Source organism: Nocardia sp. NPDC005825 (assembly GCF_040630175.1).
Classification (GTDB): domain Bacteria; phylum Actinomycetota; class Actinomycetes; order Mycobacteriales; family Mycobacteriaceae; genus Nocardia.
The window spans coordinates 899,846-924,950 of record NZ_JBEXXC010000002.1 but is presented as its reverse complement, the minus strand read 5'-3'; the positions used below and the strand labels follow the sequence as shown (position 1 = coordinate 924,950).

Annotated in this window: 18 protein-coding genes; 10 read left to right on the top strand and 8 right to left on the bottom strand. The window is 68.4% G+C overall.

Translation table 11 applies throughout. From position 1 onward, the window contains the following. Window positions 1-180 precede the first annotated feature (180 nt). Window positions 181-1,095 carry a GNAT family N-acetyltransferase gene (locus ABZ382_RS08805; RefSeq protein ID WP_357085860.1) on the top strand — a complete coding sequence of 305 codons (915 nt, stop codon included), beginning with the start codon at window positions 181-183 and terminating at the stop codon, window positions 1,093-1,095. Window positions 1,096-1,215: 120 nt separating this feature from the next. Beyond that, window positions 1,216-4,272 (top strand): crotonase/enoyl-CoA hydratase family protein, encoded by a 3,057-nt coding sequence (locus ABZ382_RS08800; protein WP_357085858.1) that lies wholly within the window; start codon window positions 1,216-1,218, stop codon window positions 4,270-4,272. 37 nt (window positions 4,273-4,309) lie between these two features. Here the strand turns inward: ABZ382_RS08800 and ABZ382_RS08795 are convergent, their stop codons facing one another. After that, complete coding sequence (locus tag ABZ382_RS08795; RefSeq protein ID WP_357085856.1) at window positions 4,310-5,821, bottom strand: multicopper oxidase domain-containing protein; 1,512 nt, start codon at window positions 5,819-5,821, stop codon at window positions 4,310-4,312. A 200-nt stretch (window positions 5,822-6,021) separates the two neighbouring features. On the opposite strand from ABZ382_RS08795, the gene ABZ382_RS08790 reads away from it, so the two are divergent. Both ABZ382_RS08790 and ABZ382_RS08785 read left to right on the top strand, forming a co-directional pair. Beyond that, window positions 6,022-7,167, top strand: a complete 1,146-nt coding sequence (locus ABZ382_RS08790; protein ID WP_357085854.1) for a histidine kinase — start codon at window positions 6,022-6,024, stop codon at window positions 7,165-7,167. Continuing rightward, a complete protein-coding gene (locus tag ABZ382_RS08785) occupies window positions 7,164-7,796 on the top strand; it encodes a response regulator transcription factor (protein WP_357085852.1) in 633 nt (210 codons plus the stop codon). The genes ABZ382_RS08790 and ABZ382_RS08785 overlap by 4 nt, the downstream gene beginning before the upstream one ends. Window positions 7,797-7,803: 7 nt before the next feature. On the opposite strand, the gene ABZ382_RS08780 is transcribed toward ABZ382_RS08785, so the two are convergent. The 5 genes from ABZ382_RS08780 to ABZ382_RS08760 all read right to left on the bottom strand — a co-directional run bounded on the left by ABZ382_RS08780 (window position 7,804) and on the right by ABZ382_RS08760 (window position 13,080). Further along, window positions 7,804-8,457: an enoyl-CoA hydratase-related protein gene (locus tag ABZ382_RS08780; RefSeq protein WP_357085850.1), complete on the bottom strand. Its 654-nt coding sequence runs from the start codon at window positions 8,455-8,457 to the stop codon at window positions 7,804-7,806. 22 nt (window positions 8,458-8,479) lie between these two features. After that, entirely contained in the window at window positions 8,480-9,076 is a 597-nt protein-coding gene (locus tag ABZ382_RS08775; RefSeq protein ID WP_357085849.1) for a helix-turn-helix domain-containing protein, read from the bottom strand. A 91-nt stretch (window positions 9,077-9,167) separates the two neighbouring features. After that, on the bottom strand, window positions 9,168-10,973 hold the full coding sequence (gene fadD11, locus ABZ382_RS08770) for a fatty acid--CoA ligase FadD11 (protein WP_357085847.1): 1,806 nt from the start codon (window positions 10,971-10,973) through the stop codon (window positions 9,168-9,170). Between the two features lie 85 nt (window positions 10,974-11,058). Next, the gene (locus ABZ382_RS08765; protein ID WP_357085845.1) at window positions 11,059-12,435 is read right to left on the bottom strand and encodes an SPFH domain-containing protein; all 1,377 of its coding nucleotides are present in this window, start codon (window positions 12,433-12,435) and stop codon (window positions 11,059-11,061) included. A gap of 66 nt (window positions 12,436-12,501) precedes the next feature. After that, complete coding sequence (locus tag ABZ382_RS08760) at window positions 12,502-13,080, bottom strand: TetR/AcrR family transcriptional regulator (protein WP_357085844.1); 579 nt, start codon at window positions 13,078-13,080, stop codon at window positions 12,502-12,504. A gap of 94 nt (window positions 13,081-13,174) precedes the next feature. Here ABZ382_RS08760 and ABZ382_RS08755 point away from each other — a divergent pair, with 94 nt between their 5' ends. After that, complete coding sequence (locus ABZ382_RS08755; RefSeq protein WP_357085842.1) at window positions 13,175-13,993, top strand: SDR family oxidoreductase; 819 nt, start codon at window positions 13,175-13,177, stop codon at window positions 13,991-13,993. A gap of 14 nt (window positions 13,994-14,007) precedes the next feature. Next, entirely contained in the window at window positions 14,008-15,081 is a 1,074-nt protein-coding gene (locus tag ABZ382_RS08750) for a dihydrodipicolinate reductase (RefSeq protein ID WP_357085840.1), read from the top strand. A 1,257-nt stretch (window positions 15,082-16,338) separates the two neighbouring features. On the opposite strand, the gene ABZ382_RS08745 is transcribed toward ABZ382_RS08750, so the two are convergent. Continuing rightward, window positions 16,339-16,749, bottom strand: coding sequence for a hypothetical protein (locus tag ABZ382_RS08745; protein ID WP_357085838.1), 411 nt, complete (start codon window positions 16,747-16,749; stop codon window positions 16,339-16,341). Between the two features lie 863 nt (window positions 16,750-17,612). Here ABZ382_RS08745 and ABZ382_RS08740 point away from each other — a divergent pair. Both ABZ382_RS08740 and ABZ382_RS08735 read left to right on the top strand, forming a co-directional pair. Continuing rightward, window positions 17,613-18,398 (top strand): FkbM family methyltransferase, encoded by a 786-nt coding sequence (locus tag ABZ382_RS08740; RefSeq protein ID WP_357085836.1) that lies wholly within the window; start codon window positions 17,613-17,615, stop codon window positions 18,396-18,398. Between the two features lie 304 nt (window positions 18,399-18,702). Beyond that, the gene (locus ABZ382_RS08735) at window positions 18,703-20,802 is read left to right on the top strand and encodes an acyltransferase family protein (RefSeq protein WP_357085834.1); all 2,100 of its coding nucleotides are present in this window, start codon (window positions 18,703-18,705) and stop codon (window positions 20,800-20,802) included. Between the two features lie 416 nt (window positions 20,803-21,218). On the opposite strand, the gene ABZ382_RS08730 is transcribed toward ABZ382_RS08735, so the two are convergent. Then, window positions 21,219-21,908 (bottom strand): DUF4232 domain-containing protein, encoded by a 690-nt coding sequence (locus tag ABZ382_RS08730; protein WP_357085832.1) that lies wholly within the window; start codon window positions 21,906-21,908, stop codon window positions 21,219-21,221. 457 nt (window positions 21,909-22,365) lie between these two features. Between ABZ382_RS08730 and ABZ382_RS08725 the strand changes: the two genes are divergently transcribed. Both ABZ382_RS08725 and katG read left to right on the top strand, forming a co-directional pair. Further along, window positions 22,366-22,806 (top strand): Fur family transcriptional regulator, encoded by a 441-nt coding sequence (locus ABZ382_RS08725; protein WP_357085830.1) that lies wholly within the window; start codon window positions 22,366-22,368, stop codon window positions 22,804-22,806. 35 nt (window positions 22,807-22,841) lie between these two features. Beyond that, the gene (gene katG / locus ABZ382_RS08720; RefSeq protein WP_357085828.1) at window positions 22,842-25,067 is read left to right on the top strand and encodes a catalase/peroxidase HPI; all 2,226 of its coding nucleotides are present in this window, start codon (window positions 22,842-22,844) and stop codon (window positions 25,065-25,067) included. Window positions 25,068-25,105 lie beyond the last annotated feature (38 nt).

The following is a 25,105-nucleotide window of genomic DNA, read 5'->3' as shown; positions in this document are numbered from 1 at the left end:
CGCCGAGGGCTCGGGCTTTTATCAAGCACCCCGTCGCCGCCCTCCTGGCCACCCCCCTGTCCGGCGGCTCCCCCACCCCCCCCCCGGGCGCCCCCGGATGTCCGGGCTCGCGCGTTCTTCTGTGCGGTGGGCGTTAATGGGTCGACCCGGCGGTAGGGACGGCGCATCCTGGGGAGCGGTGTGTCGTCGATCGAGGAGGGCTGTTCGGTGGGTGCGGTGGAGTCCGGTGTGGACGGGCCGGCGGTGGGTGCGGCGCGGTTCGCGCGCGCGACGGCCCGGCTCGACGAGTGCGCGGCGTTCTATCGGGAGATCGTCGGTCTGACACAGCTTTTCGCGTTCTCCGATCACGCCGGCTACAGCGGGTTCGTGTTCGGGTTGCCGGGGCCGCGCGCCCAGCTCGAGCTGGTGCGCCGCGACGACGCGCCCGCCCCGCCGCCGGTGGACCCGGAGGACGCGGTGGTGCTGTATCTGCGCGGCGGGTTCGCGGCGTTGCGTGCCCGGCTGGCCGATCATGGTGTGGCCGAGGTGATTCCGGACAATCCGTATTGGGTGGCGGCGGGCGCGTTCGCGGTGCTGGATCCCGAGGGCTGGATGCTGATCGTGGTGCCGCCCGACTCCGATGCCGAGGCGGTGCGGATCGAGGAGTTCACCGGTGATCGCGACGAGATCGCGTGGTCGTTCCGGATGGCCGAGGATTCCGAGCCGCTGCTGGCCGGGTATATCGGGCGCGGGCGGGTGTGGGTGGCGCGCACCGCGTCCGGGGAGGTGGTCGGCCATATCCAGGCGGCCCCGGAGGCGGACGAGTCGACGTGGGAGATCGTCAATACCGCGGTGGTGCGCCCGTTGCGCGGGTCCGGGGTGGGGCGGCGCATGATCGAGACGGTGGTGGCGGCCGCGACGGCGGCGGGGGTGCGGCGGCTGGAGGTGGCGACCGCGACCGCGGATACCGGGAATCTGCGCTTCTACCAGCGGTGCGGCTTCCGAATGACGCGGATCGTGCCGGATGTGTTCACCGCGGCGGCCGGGTATGCCGACGTGGTGATGGTCGACGGGATCCGGATGCTGGATCAGGTCTGGTTCGCCCGCGAGTTGTGAACGGTGATTCGCGCACCGATATTGGTGGGGGTGCGAAGTTGCGGCGACTCTTCCCGTGGTGGGTGAACGGCCGATACCGTGAGGGCCGGATGGTGTGGACCCTCAGCGAGGAGGTGGGCCGTGAGTGCGGTGCCAGGTTTCGATCGTGTGCGTGCGGCAGTGGAGCAGGGACTGGGTAAGGGCGCGTCGCTGCGCGAACAGGTGCGCGCCGGGGGCCGGTTACTGGACACGGTGCGCCGCGATCCGCGGATCGTGCGGGAGTTGATCGCGGGTGTGACCGGCCAGGGGGTGCCGGCGGCGGCACCGGTCACACACACCCTGCCCGAGGGCCTGGCGGACTATCCGCGCACCGCGCACGCGCATCGCGATCTCGAGACCGGTGCGGCGGCGACGCTGGCGTATCTGGCGCAGTTGCAGCGGCTTCCGGAGTGGGTGAGTTTCCATGCGGGCTGGCGCGGGGAGGCGCCGGGGTCGGCGGCGGTCGGCGTAGAGTACACGCAGGTCGCCAAGTTCATGGGTATTCCGGCCGATGTGGCGTGGCTGGTGACCGAGGTCGGCGACTCGCGGCTCGGGTTGCGCGGGCACGGCCCGCAGGGTTTGGGCCTGGGGTTGTGGATCACGGTGGCGCCCAACGGTTCCGGGTCGAGTGTGTACATCGACGCGGGGTTGTCGGGGCAGCCGATCGAGGGCCCGCTGGGCGCCACGGTGGCCCGCGCGCTCGGTGACGCGTTGACCGACTCGCTCGACAGATTGCCGGCGGCGCTGGCGGTGACCGCGCCGAGGGCGGGGCGCGCGGAGCGGAAGGCGGTGCGGCACCGGGCTTCCGGGGTGGTGTTGGCGCCGACGACGCCGGTGCTGGTGGGTGTCGGGCAGATCGTGCAGCGCACACCCGACCCTTCCTATGCCGACCCGTCGCAGTTGGCGGTTCGGGCGTTGCGGGCCGCGGCGGCCGACACCGGGGTCGGTGACGGGTTGCTGGCGCGCGCGGACGCGGTGTTCGCGGTGTCGCCGACGTCGTGGCAGTACCGGGATCTGGGTGCGCTGGTGGCGGCCGCGGTCGGCGCGGGCGGGGTGGACACGGTGCAGTCGAGTCCGTTCGGTGGTGACGGCGGCCAGCTGGTGATCAACGAGGCCGCCGCGGCGATCGCGGCGGGCGACTACGACCTGGTGTTGGTGACCGGCGCGGAGGCCGGGGCGACACAGGCGGCGGCGCAGCGGGCCGGGGTCGAGGTGGCGTGGCCGGTGCAGGACGGCTCGGTGTCGCCGACCCGGACGGTGGGGATCGACAAGGCGGCCAACAACGCCGCGGAGTCCACGGCCGGGCTGCAGGCCCCGATCAATATGTACGCGCTGCTCGAATCGGCGAACCGGCACCGGTCGGGTCGTACACCCGCCGAGCACGCGGCCGCGGTGGCGGAGTTGTGGTCGCGGTTGTCGGCGGTGGCGGCGGCCAATCCGCACGCGTGGCAGCCGCAGGAGTTCACCGCCACCGAGATCGCGGCGGTGACCGAGGCCAATCGGATGATCTCGGCGCCGTACACGAAGCTCGAGTGCGCGAATCTGACCGTGGATATGGCCTCAGGCATCATCGTGGCCTCGGCCGCGGCGGCGGAGGCGGCGGGGATCCCGCAGGACAAGTGGGTGTTCCTGCATGCGGGGGCCTCGGGCACCGATGAGTGGTTCGTCAGTGAGCGTGCCGAGTTGGCGGCGTCGCCGGCGATCGGGGCGCTGGGTGCGGCGGTGTTCGAGCATGCCGGGATCACGGCCGAGGATCTGGGCCCGGTGGACCTGTACGCGTGTTTCCCGGTGGCGGTGCAGATCGCGGCGCGTGAGCTGGGTTTGCCGGTCGACGACCCCAAGCGGCCGCTGTCGGTGACCGGTGGGCTGACCTTCGGCGGCGGTCCGGGCAACAATTACGGCGGGCACGCGGTGGCGTCGCTGGTGGGCCGGTTGCGCGCCGAACCCGAATCCTTCGGTCTGGCCACGTCTCTGGGCTGGTATCTGACCAAGCACGCGATTGGCGTGTATTCGGCGACCCCGCCCGCACAGCCCTACCGGCATCTGACCCCGGTGATCGAGCATCCCCCGGCCCGCCCGGCGCGCACCGGCTACGACGGGCAGGCCGTGGTGGAGGCCTACACGCTGCCCTACGGTCGTGACGGTCTTCCCGAGGCCGCGATCGTGAGCCTGCTGACCCCGGCCGGTGATCGAGTGCTGTTGCGGTCCACCGATTCCGCGCTGCTGGCCGCGTTGACCGAGGACGACTGGCTGGGGCTGCCGGTGACCGTGGCCGGTGAGACGATCTCCCCGGCCGCCGCGCGGAGTCCCGAGCAGGGTTCGGACACTGGGGAATCGGCCGTGGAGCCGGTGTCGGGTACCGCGGGTGTGGCGCGGGTGCCGTTGCCGCCTCCGCCGCCCGCGCCGGTGCTGATCGAGCGCCGCGGCCACATCATGATCATCACGATCAATCGCCCCCATGCCCGCAATGCGATCAATCTGGCGGCGGCGCTGGGTTTGGAGCGCGCGATCGACGCCTACGAGGCCGACCCGAACGCCCGGATCGCGATCCTGACCGGTGCGGGCGGCTATTTCAGTGCCGGAATGGATCTCAAGGCGGCCGCGCGCGGTGAGGTGCCGGTGACCGAGAAGCGCGGCATCCTGGGCATCGTGTCCCAGCCGCCGCGCAAACCGTTGATCGCCGCGGTGGAGGGCCCGGCGCTGGCCGGCGGCTGCGAACTGGCGCTGGTGGCGGATCTCATTGTGGCAGCGAGCGATTCGACGTTCGGCATCCCGGAGGTCAAGCGTGGCCTGGTCGCGGTCGGCGGTGGCGTGCTGCGCCTGTCGCAGCGCCTACCCCGCGCGATCGCCATGGAGTTGTCGTTGACCGGTGACCCGATCAGCGCGGCGCGGGCCGCCCAGATCGGGTTGATCAACCAGGTCGCCGAACCGGGCAAGGCTCTGGACGCCGCGCTGGAGTTGGCGGCGCGGGTGGCGGTGAACGCGCCGTTGAGTATCGATGCGAGCAAGCAGATCATCGAGCAGGCCCCGGATTGGTCGGTCGCCGAGGCGTTCGGCAAGCAGGGGCAGGTCGCCGCGGCGGCGCTGTCGTCGATGGATGCCGGCGAGGGGATGCGCGCGTTCGTGGAGAAGCGTCCCCCGGTGTGGCAGGGCCGCTGACTTCGAGCCCGGTGCGGGCGGTGCGGCGACCCGGCGGTCAGTGACCACTGTGGGAGTCGGATCCGCCCGCGCTCGGGGGCATGTCGGTCATCGGTGGCGGGGTGAAGGCGGGGGTCTGGCCGGGGTCGAGGATCAGGAATTGGCCCATCATGCCTTGGTCTTCGTGGTGGAGCAGGTGGCAGTGGTACATGTACGGGTGGGCGGGGTCGGCGCTGGCGGGGAAACGCATCGCCAGTTCGTAGGTGCGGGCGGGTTCGGTGTGGACGGTGTCCTTCCAGCCGGCCAGGTGTGGGGGTGGGGGTGTGCCGTCGATGGCGCGGATCTGGAATTGGGTGCCGTGGATGTGGAAGTTGTGGGGCCAGTTCTCGCGGTTGGTGATGGCCCAGACTTCGGCGGCGCCGGTGGGGATGGTCAGGTCGATGCGGGCCATGTCCATCTTCGCGCCGTTGATCATGAACCATTTCAGGTCGAAGGTGCGGGTGACCGGCAGGCCGGGGGCCGGTGGGGTGAGGGCGGCGAGGGCACCCGGTAGGGCGGGTGCGGCGGTGGCGGTGGTGGTGGCGCGCAGGGTGAGGATGTCGAAGGTGTCGTCGAAGCCGAAGCGTTCGGGGCGGTCGATACCGGTGCGGGTGGTGACGGGACGGGTCCGCAGGGTGGCGGTGTCGCCGGGGTCGAGGTCGACGAGGATTTCGGCGCGTTCGCCGGGGCTGAGCAGCAGGCGGGTGCGGGGGGTGGGGGCGGGGAGCAGGCCGCCGTCGGTGGCGATGAGCGTGAATTCGCGGTCCTCGTCCAGGGCGATGTCGAGCAGGCGGCTCGAGGATCCGTTGAGCAGGCGCAGGCGGGCGCGGCGGGCGGGCAGGTCGTGGTGGCCGGGGACGGCGCCGTTGACGATGAGGGTGTCGCCGAGCAATCCGTAAGTGCTGGATGGGGTTTCGTCGAGGTGGCCGTCGGGGGTGAAGCGGCGGTCCTGGATGACGAGGGGGATGTCGTCGATGCCGTAGCGCGCGGGCAGGTTCAGGTGGTCGCCGGTGTCGTCGTCGAGAAGGAACAGTCCGGCCAGTCCGCGGTAGACGTGCTTCTCGGTGGAGCCGTGCGGGTGCGGGTGGTACCAGAGGGTGGCGGCGGGCTGGTCGATGTGCCAGCGCGGGGTCCAGGTGGCGGCGGGGGCGATCATCTGGTGGGGGCCGCCGTCGACCGCGGCGGGCACGTGCATGCCGTGCCAGTGCACGCTGGTGGGCTCGGGCAGGGCGTTGGTGACGGTGACCTCCACGGTCTCCCCACGGCGTGCCCGCAGGGTGGGGCCGAGGACGGAACCGTTGTATCCCCAGGTAGGCGTGCGGGTGCCGGGCCGGATCTCGGCGCTGCCCGTCTGGGCGGTGAGGGTGAACCGGCGGACTCCGTCGGCGTCGACGCGCGATTGGGCCAGGGGCGGGATGGGCAGCGGCCGGGTGCCGGATCCGCTCGTGCCGGGTTCGCCGCGGCGGCTACAGGCGGTGAGGGCCAGGGGTAGGGCGGCGGCGGTGACGAGCAGGCGTCGTCGCGAGATCACAGGGGTCACTCCTCGGGTCGATGCGGCGCGGGAGTCGATGCGCCGGGTCCCAGCCTGCTGATCGCGGTGGTGTGGTTCCCCCTCCCGTGAGCCGCGTTCACGTCCATGGGTGCGGCCTGGCGAGTCTTGCGGGCGGGCTATCTCTGTGCTACCGCGACCCGTGTGCGCAGGGCCGGAGTTCGAGTCTCTACGGTGGGGTGGTGTCTGCTCCCCGCCCTCATCCGATCCGCTGGAAGGTGGCGCGTTTTCTGCCACTGCTGCTGATTCCGGTGTTGCTGGCGGCGAGTACGTTCCCTGGCGAGTACCGCGTCCCATTAGTTTACTGGCTGCTTGCTGTGTCGGCGGGTGTGGTGTTCGCGGTGGGTGGCCGGTGGCCGGTGGCGATGTCGCTGGTGTTGTCGGGGCTGGCGGTGGCGATGTTCGTGATCCCGGCGTGGGGGCCGTCGGAGTTGGTGCCGTATCTGGCGGCGTTGGCGGTGGTCGAGGCGGTGACGCGGCGCGGGACCCGAGCCACGGTGCTGGTCGGTTCGGTGTGGGCGGTGGCGTGGCCGGCCGGGCATTGGGGTGGGCATGCGCCGTCGTTCTGGCGGGGCGCGACCTTCGTGGAGGCCCTCGCCTATGTGGGGTTGCCGCTGCTGCTGGGCTTGTATCTGCGGGGGCAGCGGGAGTTGACGGCGAGTCTGGCGGCGCGGGCGGCGGAGGCGGAGGTGCGGGCGCGGGCGCAGGAGCGCGCGGCGCTGGCGCGGGAGTTGCACGATCTGGTCGCCCATCACATGGCCTCGATCGTGTTGCGGGTCAAGGTCGCCGGCCGGGTGCTGGGCGGCGTGGATCCGCGGGTGGCGGAGGTTTTCGATGATGTGGGCGAGACGGCGTCGGGGGCGTTGACCGATATCCGGCGGCTGCTGGCGGCGTTGCGGGATCCGATGGTCGCGGCGGTGCCGTTGCTGGATGCGACGGTGGCGCGGGCCGAGATCGAGGCGGCGGTGGCGCGGGTGCGTCAGGGCGGGTTCACGGTGGCCGACGATATCGGCGCGCGGCTGGACGGGTTGGACGCGATCACCCGGTTGACGTTGTTGCGGTTGGTGCAGGAGTCGCTGACCAATGTCATGAAGCACGCCGACCGCGCCCACCCGGTGCGGGTCGTGGTGTCGCGCACCGATTCCGCGGTGACGGTGTCGGTGCGCAGTGGCGGCGGGTCGGTGGCGGCCGCGGTGCCGGGGCACGGGATGGCCGGGATGCGCGAGCGCGCGCAGATGGCCGGCGGCAGTTTGGAAGCGGGTGCGCGCGACGGGATGTGGGCGGTGCACGCGGTGTTGCCGGTGGCGGAGGCGGTGGTGTCGCGGTGATCCGGGTGTTGCTGGTCGATGATCAGCGTCTGGTGCGGGCGGGGTTGCGGATGCTGGTGGAGGCGACCGCGGATCTGGCGGTGGTCGGGGAGGCCGCGGACGGGGTGGCGGCGGTGCGGGCGGTGGCGCAGCTGTGCCCGGATCTGGTGTTGATGGATCTGCGGATGCCCGGCATGGACGGGGTGGAGGCGACACGGCGGATCACCGCGGGCGCGGGTGGGCCGAAGGTGTTGGTGTTGACCACCTTCGATGACGACGAGCACCTGTATCCGGCGTTGGCGGCGGGTGCGAGCGGCTATCTGGTGAAGGACACCGAGCCCGATGCGCTGGTGTCGGCGATCCGGCGGGTGATGGACGGGGAATTGCTGTTCTCCCCTTCCCTGTTGCATCGCCTGGTCCGGCGCGCCCTCGACACGCCTGCCGAAACGGTCTCTGCGCCAGTGGATTTGACGCCGCGGGAGCTGGATGTGCTGGGTTTGGTGGGTGAGGGCTTCAGTAATGCCGAGATCGCGCAGCGTCTGCATCTGGGGGTGACGACGGTGAAGAAGCATCTGGTCCAGTTGATGAACAAGACCGGGTGTGACAACCGGGTGCGGCTGGCGGTGTTCGCGGTGCGCCGCACCCGGTGATGCCGGGTCAGGCGTTGCGGAGGGCGGAGACGACGTCGGCGAACATGGTGGCCTTGATCGCGCCGAGGGTGTCCTGGTCTTTCGCGCCGATCGGGCCGAGCATGCCCAGTGCGGTGTCGGTGAGGGTGTCGAGCTCGCCGATGGCGTCGACGAGGTCGTGGGCCAGGGCGTCGGGTCCACCGAAGCGGCGCCCGGTCGTCATGGACGCGATGGCCGATCGGGGGGTGAGTTTGGCTTGGATGAGCGCGGACATGCCGCGGGTGAACGGGATGCGGATGTCGGCTTCGGGGAAGCAGAAGTAGCCGCGGTCCGCGCGCATCACCCGGTAGTCGTGGGCCAGCGCGAGCATGGCGCCCGCACCGAAGGCGTGGCCGGGCAGGGCGGCGGCGGTGGGCAGCGGGAAGGTGAGCACGCGCGCCAGCAGTGACTGGACTTGCGCGACATACCATTCGGCGCGCTCGCCATGGGCCGACAGCCAGTCCAGGTCGAGGCCGTTGGAGTAGAACTTGCCCGACGCGGTGGTGAGCAGTGCGTGGGCGCCGTCGGCGATGACGGTGTCGAGGTGGTCGCCGACGGCGGTCAGGAATTCGGGTGAGAAGCGGTTCTCGTCGTCGCCGAGGTCGAGGACGGCGATCTTGTCGCGGTAGCTCAGGGTGGGCATGGGGTTCCTTCGCGAGAGTGGGTCAGGCGGGTGCGGGCCCGATGTCGAGGACCGCGCGGACCGCGGCCCGCAACTGGCGGCGGGCGGTGGGGTTGGCGAGCCGGTCGCGGTCGAGCAGGATCGCTGTCGGCAGGTCGACCAGGCAGATGGTGAGGGTGTCCACGGCGTGGGCGTCGCGGCGCTGCCACAGCCGGTGGGCGAGGGTTTTCATCAGCTCGACCAGGGTTTTCTGGGTGGCTGCGAGTTCGGTGCGGACGGTGTCGGGCAGGTCGTCGCCGAGCAGGTCGTCGCGGCGGACTGTGAAGAACAGTTGGGTCGAGAGCGGGTGGCGGGCGGCGAATTCGGCGGGGGCTTCGGCGGCGGCGATGACCGCGTCGATGCCGTCGCCGGCGGCGGCGACCATCTCGGCTTGCAGGGCGAGGAAGCGGTGGGCGGCGCGAATCCAGGTGCGGCCCAGCAGTTCCGCGCGGGAACCGAAGGTGTGGTAGAGCGCGCCGTTGGAGACGCCGGTGGCGGTGGCCACGGCGCGGATGGTGACCGCGGCGGGCCCGGAGCGCACGGCGAGCGCTTCGGCGGCGTCGAGCACCCGGTCGGGGTCGTGGGTGCGGGGGCGGGGCATGCACCGACCATAACAGAGCACTTGCTCTGTTATGAAGGGGTGAAGGCGGACCCCCGCACTCCCGCGGGGGTCCCAGTGTCACAGCGACGGGTCAGGCGGGTCCGGGTTCGTGGACGCCTTCGGCCAGTTCCGGCTCGTACATGCGGTCGATGTCGGCGGCGTACTTCTCGGCGATCGGTGTGCGCCGCAGCTTCATGGTGAGGGTGATCTCGTCGCCGCCGGGCTCCCAGAAGGTGGGCAGGATCGTGAATCGTTTGATCTGTTCCACGCGCGAGAGTTTCGCGTTCCCGGCCGCGATCCCGCGCGCGATCTCGGCGATCACCGACTTGTCCCCGGCCAGCGTCGCCGCCGAGGCGTCGGGTAGCTCGTGCGCGGCGGCATAGGGGGCCGCGGATTCGGCGTCGAGGACGATGAGGGCGGTGTTGTAGGCGCGGGTGTCGCCGATGGTGGCCAACGCCCCGATGAGCGGGGCGGCGGCTTTGATGGTGTTCTCGATATTGGCCGGGGACATGTTCTTTCCCGCGGAATTGATGATGAGTTCCTTCTTGCGGTCCACCACCCGCAGATACCCGTCGGCGTCGCAGGTGATGATGTCACCGGTCGCCAGCCACCCGTCCGCGTCGAGGGTGTCGGCGGTCTTGCGCGGTTCCTTGCGGTACTCGCGCATGACCAACGGGCCGCGCACCAGGAATTCACCGTCCTCGGCGATCTTCGATTCCAGTCCCGGCAGCAGCCGCCCCACGGTGCCCAGCCGCGCCTGCCCGGGCGGGGCGACGCTGACGATGCAGGTCAGCTCCGACATGCCCCACACTTCCGAGATCGGGATACCCAGGCCGAAGAAGAAGCCGAGGGTTTCCGCCGGGATCGGCGCGGCCCCCGACAGCGCCCATTTGAGTTGATCCAGGCCCAGTTTGGCGCGCAACGCCCCCAGCACGGCGGCATCGGCGCGCGCCCATTCCTCGGCCAGACCGTCACCGAGCGGCTGCCCGGCCAGTTGTGCCGCGGCCTTGCGGGCGGCCACCTCCAGCGCCCACACCAGCGCCGCTTTACGGGTCGGGTCGGTTTCGGCGGCGACCGAATACTCCACGGCCGCTTTGAGTTTCTCCCACACCCGCGGCACCGCTCCCCAGATGGTGGGGTGCACGTCGGCGAGCGCGGCACCGAGCTGGGTGCGGTCGGGGACGACGGTGATCTGGGTGCCGAAGTACTCGTGCAGGTACAGGCCGGTGACGCGGTCGGCCATGTGCGCGGTCGGCAGGAACGAGGTGATGCGGTCACCGAACTCGACCGGCATGACCGAGGCGTAGGCGCGGCATTCGAACGCGAGACCGGCGTGGGAGATCTCCACGCCTTTGGGGTTGCCGGTGGTGCCGGAGGTGTAGCAGAGGGTGACGATGTCGTCCTCGGTCACGGCCCGCCAGGTGGCGTCGAAGTCGAAGTCGCTGCGCCCGAGCTGTTTGAGCTGCGCGACGCTCAAGGTGCCGGGCACCGGGGTGTCCACGCACACGATGGTCTGCATCGGCACCCCGCACGCGCGGATCCGCTCCACATACTGCGCCTCGCACACCACGACCCGGTTGCCGGCATTGCCGAACACGTACTGCAACTGTTCGGCGGACAGCGTGTTGTACACCGAGAACGAGGTGGCGCCGGTGTGCTGGGCGCCGACCTCGAGGGGGTAGAACTCGACGCGGTTGGCCATCATGAACGCCACCGTGTCCCCGCGGCCCACACCCAGCGCGGCCAGGCCCGCGGCGATCTCGCGGACCTGGGCGGCGTAGTCGCGCCAGGTGAGGGTCAGCGTGCCGCCGATCGAGCGGACCGCGATCGCGTCGGGGTCGATCGCGGCGGTCGCCTGGAACACCGCGGGTGTCGTATTCGGTTCGCTCATCACCATTCTCGATCCACTCCCACCGTCGAAGCCTTCTCAGACGGTATGACGGCGCGTGGGCGTGGCGGAGCCGAATGACGACACCGACGCGTCAGGATTGTCCGGTTTTGCGGATGGCGGTGATGATGTCCGAGAGCTGCGCCACCACGCTCGCCAATCCGGTGGTGTCGCCGCCGATCTGCACCGTCCGCAACTCCGTCGGGGTGGGCAGGTTGTCCACGATCTCGGGCAACGCCTCGATCAGCTGTGCCTGCATGGTGGCGGCATTGCGGGTGTTGGCGTTGTCGATGCCGACCCGCTGGCGATCCAACTCCAGCAACGCCGCCTCGTGCGCGACTCGGGTTTCGGCCTGCGCCAACGCCAGATCGGCTTGTTGACGCTGCGCGACCCGCTCGGCCTCGCGGCGGGCGTTGTCGAGCTTGTCGGCGTGCTGTTCGCGTTCCAGGCGCAACGCGTGCAAGGCCGACTGCTGGGCCAGGTCGGCCACCTCCCGGTTCACCTCGTGCTCGCGTTCGGTGCGGCGCAACCGTTCGGCGGTCTCGCGGTCGAACGAGGCGGCGTCGTTGCGGGCACGCAGTTCGGCCAGCTCCCGCTCGTTCTCGATGCGCCGCTGCTCGGCTGCCCGCCCGGCGGCGGCCTCACGCACCGACACCGCTTCCTGGGCGTCGAGTTCGGCCAGACGCGCGACCCGGTTCTGTTCGCTGCGGTAGGGCTTCTGCAGGTTCTCCCACAACGTGTTCGAGGAGACGACGGCCTCTTTGATCTGCACGGTCACGATCGACAATCCCAGCCCCCGCGCCCCGTCGCCCGCCCCCTCGGCGACGGTGCGCAGCCGCGCGGTGAGCTCCTCGATGATGGGCTGCTTGTCGGAGAGCACGTCGCGGACCGCCATCGTGGACACCTTGTCCTTGATCGCGGCCTCGGCCTGTTCGCGCAGCTGCACATTGACCAGCCGCATCGGATCCTCCGGGTCGGAGAAGTCGAGTTTGCGGTAGGCGGTGGCGAAATCGTCGATGATCCACTGCACGTACCCCTGCACCAGCACGCCCTGCAGTTCACTGCAGATGCAGTAGGCGTTGATCAGGATGGTCTGGATCGCGCCGGGCACCACCAGGTAGGAGTCCGTGGTGGGATCGAACCGGAACGACACACCGAGCCCGATGTGCAGGGGTTCGGCCGCGCCGCGACGGGTGTGCACGACGAACGCGTTGGGCGGCACCAGCACCGTGCGCCACCGCCACCACCCGCTGACCCGCACCTCCACCGGACCCTGCGGGGTGTTCTCCCGCACCGAACCCACCCGCCCGGCCCGTTTGGCCAGTGCGCCGCGCGGCCCCGGTGCGCCCGGCGGGATCGGCATCGCCGCGGGGGCGGGCGCGGACCGCGCGAACGCGGGCCGCAGGTCCTCCTCCAGTTCGGCCTGCTGTGCCACGACCTGATCGAGATAGCTGTTGTTCTTCGCCGCCATGGCGGGCAGGCTACCGGCGAAAGACCGTTCGGCCCACCGATATTCGCGCAGCGACTGGTGTCCGGGTCAGTCGGCGGCGGGGCGGCCGAGGATGCCGTAGAGCAGCAGGTCCTCGAGGGAGGCGGCGAAGCCGTCGAGATCGTCGATATCGCGGATGCACATGGCGAACAACGCCGCCCCGGCGATCGTGTCGAGCACCGTGTTCGGGTCCAGGCCCGGGCGGGTGTCGTTGCCGGGCAGGTAGTCGCCGAGCTCGTCGCGGGTGGGGGAGTCCAGGCGGGCGGACAGCTTCTCGTACAGGCCCGAGTCCTCGCGCATCTCGGCCATGAGACCGGGCATGGCGGCGCGGGTTTCGGCGGACCCGAACAACTGGATGGTGCCGCGGATGACCTTGCGGATCTCCCCGAGCAGATCCGGCGCCACCACCGCCGAGCCGACATCGGGGAACACCGCCTGCGCGATCAGATGCGCTTTCGACGGCCAACGCCGGTAGATGGCCGGGCGGGACACTCCGGCGCGGGCGGCGATGGCGTCGATCGAGGTTGCGGCATAACCCTGTTCGACGACCAGGGCCCGGGCGGCGTCGAGGACCGCGGTGTCCACCGCCGGATCGCGGTGCGGGCCGAGCCGGTGGCGTGTGGTCACGGATTTCGTCCTTGTCGCTGCGGGCACGAGTCGTTACAGTCTGTCACAACAAAGTCGTTACGTTCTGTAACGGCTGAGGACTCGAGGAGGAGTCGTGTCAGCCGCCCCGCACATCCCCGACACCTATCGCCCGGTACCACTGCTGGCCGGAAAAGTCATCGTCATCTCCGGCGTCGGCCCCGGACTGGGCCACTCCCTGGCCATCGAAGCCGCCCACATGGGCGCCACCCTCGTCCTGGCCGGACGCACCGAGAAACGCCTGCACGAATACGCCGACCAAGCCCGCGCCCTCGGCGCCACCGCCCACGTCATCCGCGCCGACATCACCGAGGAAGACCAGCGCCGCGCACTCGCCGAACGCGCGGTCGCCGAGGCAGGCCGCGTCGACTGCCTGATCAACAACGCCTTCGCCATCCCGCCCATGTACCCGATCACCCAGATCGACGTCGAAGCGCTGCGCGACGCCAACGAAACCAATGTGTTCGCGCCCCTGCGGCTCTCGGCCCTGTTCGCCGACGCCCTCGCCGCGTCCCGCGGGTCGATCATCATGCTCAACTCGTGCGTGTCCTACAGCTCGCAGCCCGAATACTCCGGCTACAAGCTGTCCAAGGGCGCCCTCGCCCATCTGGCCTCGTCGCTGGCCACCGAACTGGGCCCGCGCGGCATCCGCGTCAACTCCGTCGCCCCCTCGTATGTGTACGAGGACATCAACAAGGCCTACTTCGACTGGCTGGCAAGCCAATCCGGGGTCACCCACGACGACATCTACCGGCAGAAGGCCGCGCCCACCGACCTGGGCCGCCTCGCCGGACCCGAGGAGGTCGCCCGCGCGGCCCTGTTCCTGGCCAGCGACCTCGCCACCGCGGTCACCGGCCAGATGCTCACCGTCGACTGCGGCGAATTCCACCGATGAATCCAGGAGTCACCATGACCACCAAACGCATCGTGCTGTGGGGGACCGGCGTCGTCGGCTCCATGGTGCTGGCCGAGATCCTGCGCCACCCCGCCTTCGAGCTCGTCGGCGTCGGCGTCAGCAACCCCGACAAGGTCGGCCGCGATGCCGGAGACCTGTGCGGGGCCGCGAAAACCGGTGTCCTGGCCACCGATTCGGTCGACGAACTCATCGCGCTGCGCCCCGACGCCGTCGTCCACTACGGGCCCACCGCCGCCTTCGCCGAGGAGAACATGCGCGTCATCGGCGCGTTCCTGCGCGCCGGCATCGACGTCTGCTCGACCGCCATGACCCCGTGGGTGTGGCCGCAGATGAAGCAGCTGCCCGCCGTGTGGCGCGACCCGATCACCGAAGCCTGCCAGGCCGGGGGAGCGTCGTGCTTCACCACCGGCATCGACCCCGGCTTCGCCAACGACCTGTTCCCGCTGACCCTGATGGGCCTGTGCGGTGAGGTGCAGTCGGTGCGCGCCTCCGAACTGCTCGACTACACCGACTACGAAGGCGACTACGAGTTCGAGATGGGTATCGGCCACCCGCCCGAGTTCAAGGCCCTGCTCGAACACCCCGACATGCTCATCATGGCGTGGGGCGCAACCGTTCCCATGATCGCGGCGGCCGCGGGCATCGAACTCGACGCCATCACCACCACCTGGGACAAATGGGTGACCCCGACCGACCGTCCCTCCGCCAAGGGCGGCGTCAAGGCCGGCACCGTCGCCGCCATCCGCTTCACCATCAACGGCGTCTACAACGGCCGCGAAGTCATCACCCTCGAACACGTCAACCGCATCGGCCTCGACGCCGCCCCCGACTGGCCCGCCGGCACCAAGGACGACGTCTACCGTGTCGACATCCTCGGCAGCCCCTCGATCGCCCAGGAAACCTCGTTCCGCTTCACCGACGGCTCCGGCCGCACCCCGGCGGTCGCGGGCTGCCTGTCCACCGGCATGCGAGCCCTCAACGCCGTCCCCGCCGTCAACGCCCTCCCGCCGGGCTGGGTCACCCCCCTGGACCTCCCCCTGATCCCCGGCTTCGGCACCATCCGCTGAACCTGACCCAAAGCCGCTGCTGCCGGGGCGAAATCTCCCATTTCGCCCCGGCAGCAGCACAATCGGTGGGTAGAAGTCAGCGCCGTCCCCCCATCAAAGCCCACCCGATAATGAATGACAGAATCGTCCAAATGACGATAAAAGGGACGACAATTTCTGCAGTCGCCAACCGCTGACCTCCACCGGGGGAACAATTACTTTGCGTATTGCCATTCGACCCTCACAGGTCGTTGGCGATCAAAAGGCTTCGTACACGCTCTTCCATGAGCCGGCGAGCACGCAAGGCCGACCATCGGTCTTTGGCGTACAGCCCCGGGAAGTCCGCGCTGAAGGCTATGAAAAGAGACCTCTGGCTGCTCCATACGACCTGAACGTTGCCGAACGTTACGCTCCCCGCCGTCATCGTGTGCTCTTTCTCGACGCGCGATTCGATGTTTCGGAAGAGTGGTGGAAGGGGACTTGCCGAAATAAAACTCGCAGATGGCGACGCAGGGCTTGTCGGGCGGCGCTCGCGTAGGACGGCGCCGTCGATGGCGTAACGACCATTTCCTCTTCCTGTTCGCTGTGTATCGCACGGTACGGAACGCCCGGACGGTGGTGCCGCTGGGCTCGGCGGCACCACCGCACAACATTGGGGGCGTGGGTGGGCACGTTCCCCAATCGGGGATCCGCATTGAGGGATTGCGGATCATTCGCCAGATTACCGCTAGAGACCTCATTTTTAAACATCAACCGAAAGAAATTCCGATTTGTCCATTTAATGACCGGCCCATAACGGGCAAAATGGATGCTATGGGGCTATATTTCCGCAGTTGAACCCGAGGGCCGGCGATGCATACGACGCACGGTCAGCGCTTCAGTATTGTTGCCATGAAATAGCCTCATTCGTGGTGGCCGCGCCCAGCGACCGGGGTCGATCGGCATTGTCGTCCTGTTGGACGCGATCGGATCATGGAGGGAAGAAAGATCATCACGACCGGGCAGTGGTATCGACAATTCCGAGAATGACGCCCTGCGTGAGATCACCAAAGGAAGCTCTGAGCAAGAGGCGACCGGCCCTTCGCTGAACTCGAGAAGGTCGTCATTCTCCGCGCGAAGGCCTCATCGCAAGTGATCCTGACTCGTGCAACAGTAACGACGAGGCCGCCCGCGGTCTCGGTGCAGTTCGTGCCCGGGGCGGCGGGTTGAGATCCCTTACGCGGCGATGGAATTGGTCCTGCGCCCCGGGGCGCAGGCAGGCGCTGACCGAACGCTGGGTCAGCGCGACGAGTTTCGGCCCGTTCGGCTTGCCAGGGTGACCAGGCGGGCGGTGACCTCACCCAGCGCGCCGACCTTGACCTTGATCAACTGACGGGCGTGCGCGGCGAACACCGGCAAGGCCCCGCCGCCGTCGTTCGTCGCCCGGCGGGCGATCAGTCGGAACGGCCGCTTCGAGGGAATCGCGACGAACGCTGTTGTGGTGCCGCGCAACACGACAGCGGCGGGACAGCTTCGAGTCAGACTCTCGAGGCACTCCAGCAGAAGCTGTTCGCGCTCGTCTCCGGACAGCGTCGTCGTCCGACCGGCAGGGGCCGACGAGAGAATGCGGACAAATCCGCTCGAGTCCACGTCTGTCCCTGTGGCGGATGCCAGGGTTGCGAGGTGCTCGGCTACTTCCGGTGCAGTCATCAATCCGTCCCAGATCTGGTCACATGTTTCTTGGAATTCTCGTGAGGCTCCTCGCGCGGCTGCCGCCGGCTTCACCGGCGCCCGCAGAGCCTCGAGACACTCGATCGGTACAGCGGGCACGACGCGGCGGGCCAGCAGCTGCCGATAGATGATAGGCACAGCGCGTGGCAACTGTCTCGCAATTTGACCTGATCTAGATCCTCTAAATCCCGCACGTAGGACATGTCCTGCTCGCACCGCGTCCGATGCGGATCTACGGAACATCAGCGCGACATCACTTCGACAGTGAAGCAAGATCGATTCGGTGGCAAAGTATTCGCTAACAAGGCCGTTGCGGCGCCGCAGGCCGACTCGCGGTGCCATTCAGGGCGACCGAAGATCAGACCAAACGGACAGACTGGCTCAGATTTAATGCGACCCTCTCCGGTAAATACAGGACGCGAGTCGTCGTGAGAGCTAGAGTGACCCGCTAGGTGTACGACGACCGTCGACGCCGGGCTGCGGGGTTCCGGCGATTCGAAATCTGGTCGTGGTTCGGCGTATCGGCGCGGTGGACCCGATACGTGCCATCGCGCACCGGCCCGAGGGGGTTCCGGCGCGGCACCGTTCAAGCGGGCTCATTGATTCGATACGACGAAGGTCCGGGGTCGGGGTGGCGACCGCCGGGTGACTCGCCGCGGTGTGGCGGCGACCGACTCTTCCATGGGCTCAACAGTTTTCATATCGCGGACACAGCCTTTTGGTCCGGTTCGTCACGTTGAGGGGTTTTCGACGCAGCAGTCGTGAACGCGTGGCGTCACCCGAATTGATCCACCCCACACTGCCGGCCGAGATCGGCCCTGCTCCGGAAAGGTGCTTGGCGAATGCTGACTTCCCTCAAACGACTCACCCTCAAGGACGGCAGATCGGTGACCTGCACGAGCCCCGCCGAGGCCGGGATGCTCTGGGACGAGATGTCGACGCAGGGGTACTACCGACGGGCGGCCGCTCAACTGCACCCGGACGACATCGTGCTCGACATCGGTGCGAACATCGGCCTCAGCGCAATAGCTTTCGCCGATACCTGTCCCGGGGTGCGCGTCATCGCCGTCGAGCCCGCTCCACTGACATTCGAGTGCCTGCGCCGCAACATGGTTGCGCACGTCCCCGACGGCATCGCGCTCGAAATCGGGGTCGGCGCAGCGAAGGGCACCGCACAGTTCACCTGGTACCCACGAGCGTCAGCGAACTACAGCCTGTACGCGGACCGTCAGTGCGACCACCAGTCGACGACGAACTTTCTGCAGAACTGTGGCCTCGATCAGAAGGCGATCGCTCTCGTCACGAACGACCTGCACGACGGGGAACACATCGACGTGGAGGTCACCACGGTGTCGGCATTACTGGCCGAGCAGGCACCGGCAGGCGAAATCGGTTTGGTCAAAATCGATGTCGAGCGAGCGGAGCTGGATGTCGTCCGCGGCATAGCCGAATCCGACTGGGCTCGGATGCGAACCGTCGTCGCCGAAGTCCACGACTGTGGCGATCGCCTGGCACAGTTCTGCGCGCTGTTGCGCTCCCATGGGTTGGCTACGGAGGTGCGTCAGGACGCCTTCCTCCGCGGAACGGCGCTCTACGAGGTATTCGCCTTTCGGCCACCAACCTGGTGACGCAGTGACGAGCGTGTCCGGGTTCCGCCGTTGGCCGCGCAGAACGCTTCATCGGGGGAGCAGGGCGCGGCTCACCCCTGCCCGGAACCCTTTGCTCCGGTGCTGTTGATGGCCATTCTCGGTCCGGTCGCCGCCCGCGGGGGAGGAGCGAGCTCGGTCCACCCGTTTACTGGCATGCGCCCGAGGCGGGAGCTGTGAGTGTGGTGTGAGTGACGGGTGCGTTCGTTTGCACTGCTACCGATCGTGGTAAACAGTCCGCTGTCCACCTTCCGTATTGCAGGACCTTTGCCGTCAGGGGTAGCCGATGAGGTTGTCGACTCGCGTCCGCGAGGAGAACCGGGATGCGCCACGTCGAACGGTGGGCTCGGAGTACCGGCTGGATCTGGACGGATTGCGTGGACTGGCTGTGGCGCTGGTCGTGATGTTCCACATCTGGATGGGCCGCGTGTCCGGCGGCGTCGATGTCTTCCTGGTGCTGTCGGGCTTCTTCTTCACCGGGATGCTGATCCGTCGAGCCGAGTCGACCGGGTCGGTCGATGTGGTCGCCATGGTGCGTCGTACGCTCGCGCGGCTGGTCCCGGCCATAGTCGCGGTGCTGGCCGCGGTGGTTGTCGCCGCGTTCTACATCAGCCCATACACGCGGTGGTCCGACATCGCCGCCCAGACGATGGCTTCGATGTTCTACTACCAGAATTGGCAGTTGGCGCTGTCGTGGTCGAACTACCTGGCCGCAGACCCGAGCGTGAGTCCACTGCAACATTTGTGGTCGATGTCGGTGCAAGGCCAGTACTACCTGCTCGCCATCACGGTCGTGGCCGGCGTGGCCTGGGTGCTGTCCCGTCGCGCGGGCACCGCCCGTTTGCTGCGCCCGGTGCTGCTGACCGTCATCATCTGTGTCGGTGTGGCATCTTTCGCGTATGCCGCGCACGGTGCGGCCACGCATCAGGGCTGGAACTACTACGACAGTTTCGCGCGGTTGTGGGAGCTGCTGGCCGGTGCGGCGTGCGTGATCGTGGCCCCGATGATCTCGCCGCCGCGGCCGATCCGGTGGCTGCTGGCGATAGCCGGTGTGGCCGGGGTGCTGGCTTGTGGAGTGGTCCTCGACGGCGCCGATCTGTTCCCGGGCCCGGCCGCCTTGCTTCCGGTCGGCGCGACGATCGCGTTGATCGCCAGCGGCGCCAACGCCGATCCCGCGTCGCGGCCCCTGCCCAACAGGCTGCTCGGCACTCCGCTAGCGGTTCGACTGGGAGAACTGGCCTACGCGCTGTACCTGTGGCATTGGCCGCTCCTGATCTTCCTTCTCGTCGAAACCGGCCGCCCGCGGGCGGGATTCACCGACGGCGTGTTGATCATCGGCGCTGCGCTCGTACTCGCCTGGATGACCCATCGGTGGATCGAGCAGCCGCTGCGTTCGGGGACACGGACCCCGATCCCGGCCCTGCCCACCCGATATCGGCGGGCCGCATGGTCGATGATCGCGGTGCTCGGCGTCTTGGTGATCGGCGTGACCTCGGCCTGGCAATTCGTCATACGCACCCAATCCACAGCGGCCGTCAGTGCATTTGCCTTGGATCCCGCGATCTACCCCGGCGCTGAGGCATTGGTCAGCGGTGCATCCGCACCACTGGCGAAAATGCGGCCCACCGTGTTGGAAGCGCCCTCGGAATTGCCGCCGCCCACCCTCGACGGCTGCATCGCGGACTGGAACACCCGCGACGTTGTGACGTGTACCTACGGAGACACCACCGCGGAGCGCACGCTGGCGGTGGTGGGTAGTTCACACGCCGAGCACTGGCTGCCCGCTCTGCAGATCCTTGCCGCCGAGAACGATTTCCGGATCGTCGTCTACTTGAAGATGGGCTGCCCGCTCACCGTCGCCGCGGACCCCATGTACAAGGGCCAGCCCAATCCGGACTGCCGAGACTGGTCCCGTGAGGTGATCGACCGTCTCGGCGCCGACCGCCCGGACTGGGTGTTCACCACCGGCACCCGGCCCGTGGACGACGGTGGTGACGAAACGCCCCAGGACTACCTGGATGTGTGGTCTGAACTGTCCGCCCGCGATCTCAACGTCATCGCCATCCGCGACACCCCGTGGTTGCGGCGCAATGGGATTCGCTACAGCGGGATCGACTGTTTGAGCAAAGGCGGCGACCGGCTCAGCTGCGGCATGAAACGCGACTACGCCCTCAATCCGGTCGACCCGGCTCTCGAGCCCGCGGCGGCCTACCCCAACGTGTACCCCATCGACCTCACCGATGCCGTCTGCGAACCTGATATCTGCCCCGTCGTCGAGGGCAATATCCTCATCTACCACGACGAGCATCACTTCACCGCCAGCTATTCCCGCTCCCTGGCCCCGGCGCTCGGCCGGGAACTCCAGCCGATCCTGGGGTGGTGGTAACCGGCCTACCAGTGGCTCCAATTCGCCCGAATACCAACAACTTCCGCCATCCAGCCAGCCCACCTCAATACGTCACTGTGACGTATTGAGGTGGGCTCCGCGAGCCCAGGGGAGCGGCCTCAAGGAGGTCACCGAGCCCAAACCTGAGGCCACATCCAGCCAATCTATGCCGAACAGGAAATTTTCCACCAAATGGCATGTAGGGCCAGAAATGTTCATCCGAGCCGATTTGCACCCTGGGCGCGCCAGCGTTTCGCGCAGGGAAGTGCACGCATACGGCGCCACCAAGCCGAGCCGGTAGCGCCACATGTACACGAACACGCAACGCACACAACATCTTTCAAGATCAACACCGTCGCCGTAAGCGCGCCGATAATCAACATTATGTCAAGTAACGACGCGCTGGGCCTTCCCCGCTAGAACGGCGTGATCGCGCGAACGACGAGCATGCGCTGGGGGCTCGGGCAGATCAGGTTGTCCCACGGCAGGGACAGCGATTCGGTGTTGTCCGGCGGGTACACGCGCAGGGTGTTGGTGCGCAGGGCGGCGCAGTCGTTGACCTGCTTGGGGTAGCTGATGAATTCGAACTGGGCTGCGCCGCCACCGGCGGCCAGGGTGACCACGGTGGGCGTCGGGGCTTGGGGGCCCTTGTCTCGTTCGGCCGGCTCGCCGACCGGGTCGCCCTGGGGGCCGTTGGTTTGGGAGACGCCCGGGAAGCCTTCGAGGGTGCAGGCGGTGGCGCTCTTGTTGATGAACTTCAGGAACCAGGTTCCGCCGATCTGGCCGCCGTGGCCCTTGTCCAGGATCAGTTGGGACGTCGTGCACTTCGCGGTGCCAGTGGGGGCCGTTGTGGTGGGGTCCCCTGCCGGGGCTCCGGTCGTCGGGGCCGGGGCGTCGGTGGTTCCGGGGGTGTTGCCGCCGGGCTGGGTGGGCTGGCCCGATTGGGTGGGTTCACCCGGCTGGCCCGGTTGGGCGGTGGGCTGGGTTGTCTGGCCGGCGGGGGCCGTGGTGGGCAGGGGCTTGGGTGTGTTGGACGGGTCGCAGGCGGTGGTGCCGAGAACGACCCCCGCGGCGAGTGCGGCGACAACCAGTGACTTGATTCCCATGGGAAACCTCCAGATGCGAAACCCGACCAAAAGACATGCATGGTGCACATCAGCAGGGTCGCAGCGGCTGTTACGGGGGCTTCGGGCAGGTAATCCGTGGAATCGTCTGTGGGTCAACGTGGTTCGTCGTAGACTGCCGCGAAAACCCCTGATCCGGATGCGGTTCGCGAAACCGTTAACAGGCAACCGATCTTTCTGTGCCCCCAAAAGATGGGGCCGAACGGGGCGCTTCTCCCCCGCCGCCGACGGCACCCCAGGACGGCGCCAGGATCACCGACTCGGCTGGCGTCGCCGACCACCGCGGACCGTACGACGCGCGGAAGTCATTCACCCTCCCCGGCCACAAAATCACCTACTGTCTGGAACAGGCCCTCTGATCGGCCGCTTCCCCGGGAATTCCCCCACACGCCGAAACCAATACTTGATTGATTCCAGAAAAAGGGGCAGACTTCGTGCTGTGCCCACGCCTACCGATTTCGAGCGCATGTTGCGCGGGGCCGCTCTGCGTGTGACCGCACCGCGGCTCGCGGTACTGACCGCTGTGCACGACCACCCCCACTCCGACACCGACACGATCCTCGGCTTCGTCCGCGAAACCCTGGGCGGGGTGTCCCACCAGGCCGTGTACGACGTACTCAAAGCCCTGACCACCGCGGGGCTGATCCGCCGAATCCAACCCATGGGATCGGTCGCGCTCTACGAAACCCGCGTCGGCGACAACCACCACCATGTCGTGTGCCGCACCTGCGGGGTCATCGCAGACGTGGACTGCGCCGTCGGTGAGGCCCCCTGCCTCACCGCCTCCGACACCAACGGCTTCGCGCTCGACGAAGCCGAGGTCATCTATTGGGGTTTGTGCCCCGAATGCTCCAAAACCGCTGCCACACAAAACAAGTAGCGGCCACACTCGTGGTCGACAACAAGATCACATCCATGGAAGGACGACACACCGTGCCTGAAACCCCGCCCATCGGTGAAGCCAATACCGAACCCGCCGCCGGTGGCTGCCCCGTCTTGCACGACCGGAATTCCGACCCGGCCGAGGGCGGTAACGCCAACCGTCAGTGGTGGCCCAACCAGCTGAACCTGAAGATCCTGCAGAAGAACCCGGCCGTCGCCAACCCCATGGACGAGGGCTTCGACTACGCCGCCGAGTTCAAGACCCTCGACCTGGCCGCCGTCAAGGCCGACATCGTCGAGGTCATGCACACCTCGCAGGACTGGTGGCCCGCCGACTTCGGTCACTACGGCCCCTTCTTCATCCGCATGTCCTGGCACGCCGCCGGCACCTACCGCATCCAGGACGGCCGCGGCGGCGCCGGAGCCGGCATGCAGCGCTTCGCGCCCCTCAACTCCTGGCCCGACAACGCCTCCCTCGACAAGGCCCGCCGCCTGCTGTGGCCGGTCAAGAAGAAGTACGGCAAGAAGCTGTCGTGGGCCGACCTCATCGTCTACGCCGGCAACGTCGCCCTCGAGGACATGGGCTTCGACACCTTCGGCTTCGGCGGCGGCCGCGTCGACCAGTGGGAGCCCGAGGAGGACGTGTACTGGGGTCCCGAGACCGAATGGCTCGGCGACGCCCGCTACACCGGCAAGCGCGACCTCGACAACCCGCTCGCCGCGGTCCAGATGGGTCTGATCTACGTCAACCCCGAAGGCCCCAACGCCAACCCGGACCCGGTCCTCGCCGCCGTCGACATCCGCGAGACCTTCGCGCGCATGGCGATGAACGACGAGGAGACCGCCGCCCTCATCGTCGGCGGCCACACCTTCGGCAAGACCCACGGCGCGGGCCCGGCCGACCACGTCGGCCCCGAGCCCGAAGCCGCCCCGCTCGAAGAGCAGGGCCTGGGCTGGCGCTCCGACTTCGGCACCGGAGTCGGCCGCTACGCCATCACCTCCGGCCTCGAGGTCACCTGGACCCCCACCCCGACCAAGTGGGACAACACCTTCCTCGAGACCCTCTACGGCAACGAGTGGGAACTCACCAAGTCCCCCGCCGGCGCCCACCAGTGGGTCGCCAAGGACGGTCAGGCGATCATCCCCGACGCCTTCGACAACACCAAGCGGTGGCTGCCCACCATGCTGACCACCGACCTGTCCATGCGGCTGGACCCGATCTACGAACAGATCACCCGCCGCTGGCTCGACCACCCCGAAGAGCTGGCCGTCGCCTTCGCCAAGGCCTGGTACAAGCTCACCCACCGCGACATGGGCCCCAAGGTCCGTTACCTCGGACCCGAGGTGCCCGCGGAGACCCTGCTGTGGCAGGACCCGATCCCGGCCGTCGACCACGAGCTCATCTCCGACGCCGACGCCAAGGCCCTCAAGGCCAAGATCCTCGACTCGGGTCTGACCGTGGCGCAGCTGGTCTCCACCGCGTGGGCCGCGGCCTCGTCCTTCCGCGGCTCGGACATGCGCGGCGGCGTCAACGGCGGCCGCATCCGCCTGCAGCCGCAGGCCGGCTGGCAGGTCAACCAGCCCGACGAGCTGGCCCAGGTGGTCCGCGTCCTCGAAGGCATCCAGGCCGACTTCGGCAAGCCGGTGTCCTTCGCCGACCTGGTCGTGCTGGCCGGTAACGCGGGTGTCGAGAAGGCCGCGCAGGCCGGCGGTTTCGACGTCGAGGTGCCGTTCCGCGCGGGCCGCGCCGACGCCACCCAGGAGCTGACCGACGTGGAGTCCTTCGCCGCGCTCGAGCCGGCCGCCGACGGCTTCCGCAACTGGGTCGGCAAGGGCACCCGCGTCCCCGCGGAGTACCTGCTGCTCGACAAGGCCAACCTGCTGACCCTGTCCGCGCCGGAGATGACCGTGCTCGTGGGTGGTCTGCGCGTCCTGGGCGCCAACCACTCCGGTTCGCAGCTGGGTGTGTTCACCGACAAGCCGGGCGTGCTCTCGACCGACTTCTTCGTGAACCTGCTCGACATGTCCACCAAGTGGGCTCCGGCCGACTCCGAGGACAGCAGCTACGTCGGCACCGACCGCGCCACCGGCAAGACCGTGTGGACCGCCTCCCGCGTCGACCTCGCCTTCGGCTCCAACTCGCAGCTGCGGGCCCTGGCCGAGGTGTACGCCGAGGACGACTCCAAGGAGAAGTTCGTCAAGGACTTCGTCGCGGCCTGGACGAAGGTCATGGAACTGGACCGCTTCGACCTCGCCTGAGATTGATCCGGCCGGTGTGACCGGTTGAGCCGATGCCC

Bases quoted from the DNA above. Each gene is read 5' to 3' on its own strand.
- ABZ382_RS08780 (WP_357085850.1), bottom strand. From the start codon at position 8,457: ATGCCCACCCTGAGCTACCGCGACAAGATCGCCGTCCTCGACCTCGGC.
- ABZ382_RS08775 (WP_357085849.1), bottom strand. From the start codon at position 9,076: ATGCCCCGCCCCCGCACCCACGACCCCGACCGGGTGCTCGACGCCGCC.
- fadD11 (WP_357085847.1), bottom strand. From the start codon at position 10,973: ATGGTGATGAGCGAACCGAATACGACACCCGCGGTGTTCCAGGCGACC.
- ABZ382_RS08765 (WP_357085845.1), bottom strand. From the start codon at position 12,435: ATGGCGGCGAAGAACAACAGCTATCTCGATCAGGTCGTGGCACAGCAG.
- ABZ382_RS08750 (WP_357085840.1), top strand. From the start codon at position 14,008: ATGACCACCAAACGCATCGTGCTGTGGGGGACCGGCGTCGTCGGCTCC.
- ABZ382_RS08745 (WP_357085838.1), bottom strand. From the start codon at position 16,749: ATGACTGCACCGGAAGTAGCCGAGCACCTCGCAACCCTGGCATCCGCC.
- ABZ382_RS08740 (WP_357085836.1), top strand. From the start codon at position 17,613: ATGCTGACTTCCCTCAAACGACTCACCCTCAAGGACGGCAGATCGGTG.
- ABZ382_RS08735 (WP_357085834.1), top strand. From the start codon at position 18,703: ATGAGGTTGTCGACTCGCGTCCGCGAGGAGAACCGGGATGCGCCACGT.
- ABZ382_RS08730 (WP_357085832.1), bottom strand. From the start codon at position 21,908: ATGGGAATCAAGTCACTGGTTGTCGCCGCACTCGCCGCGGGGGTCGTT.
- katG (WP_357085828.1), top strand. From the start codon at position 22,842: ATGGAAGGACGACACACCGTGCCTGAAACCCCGCCCATCGGTGAAGCC.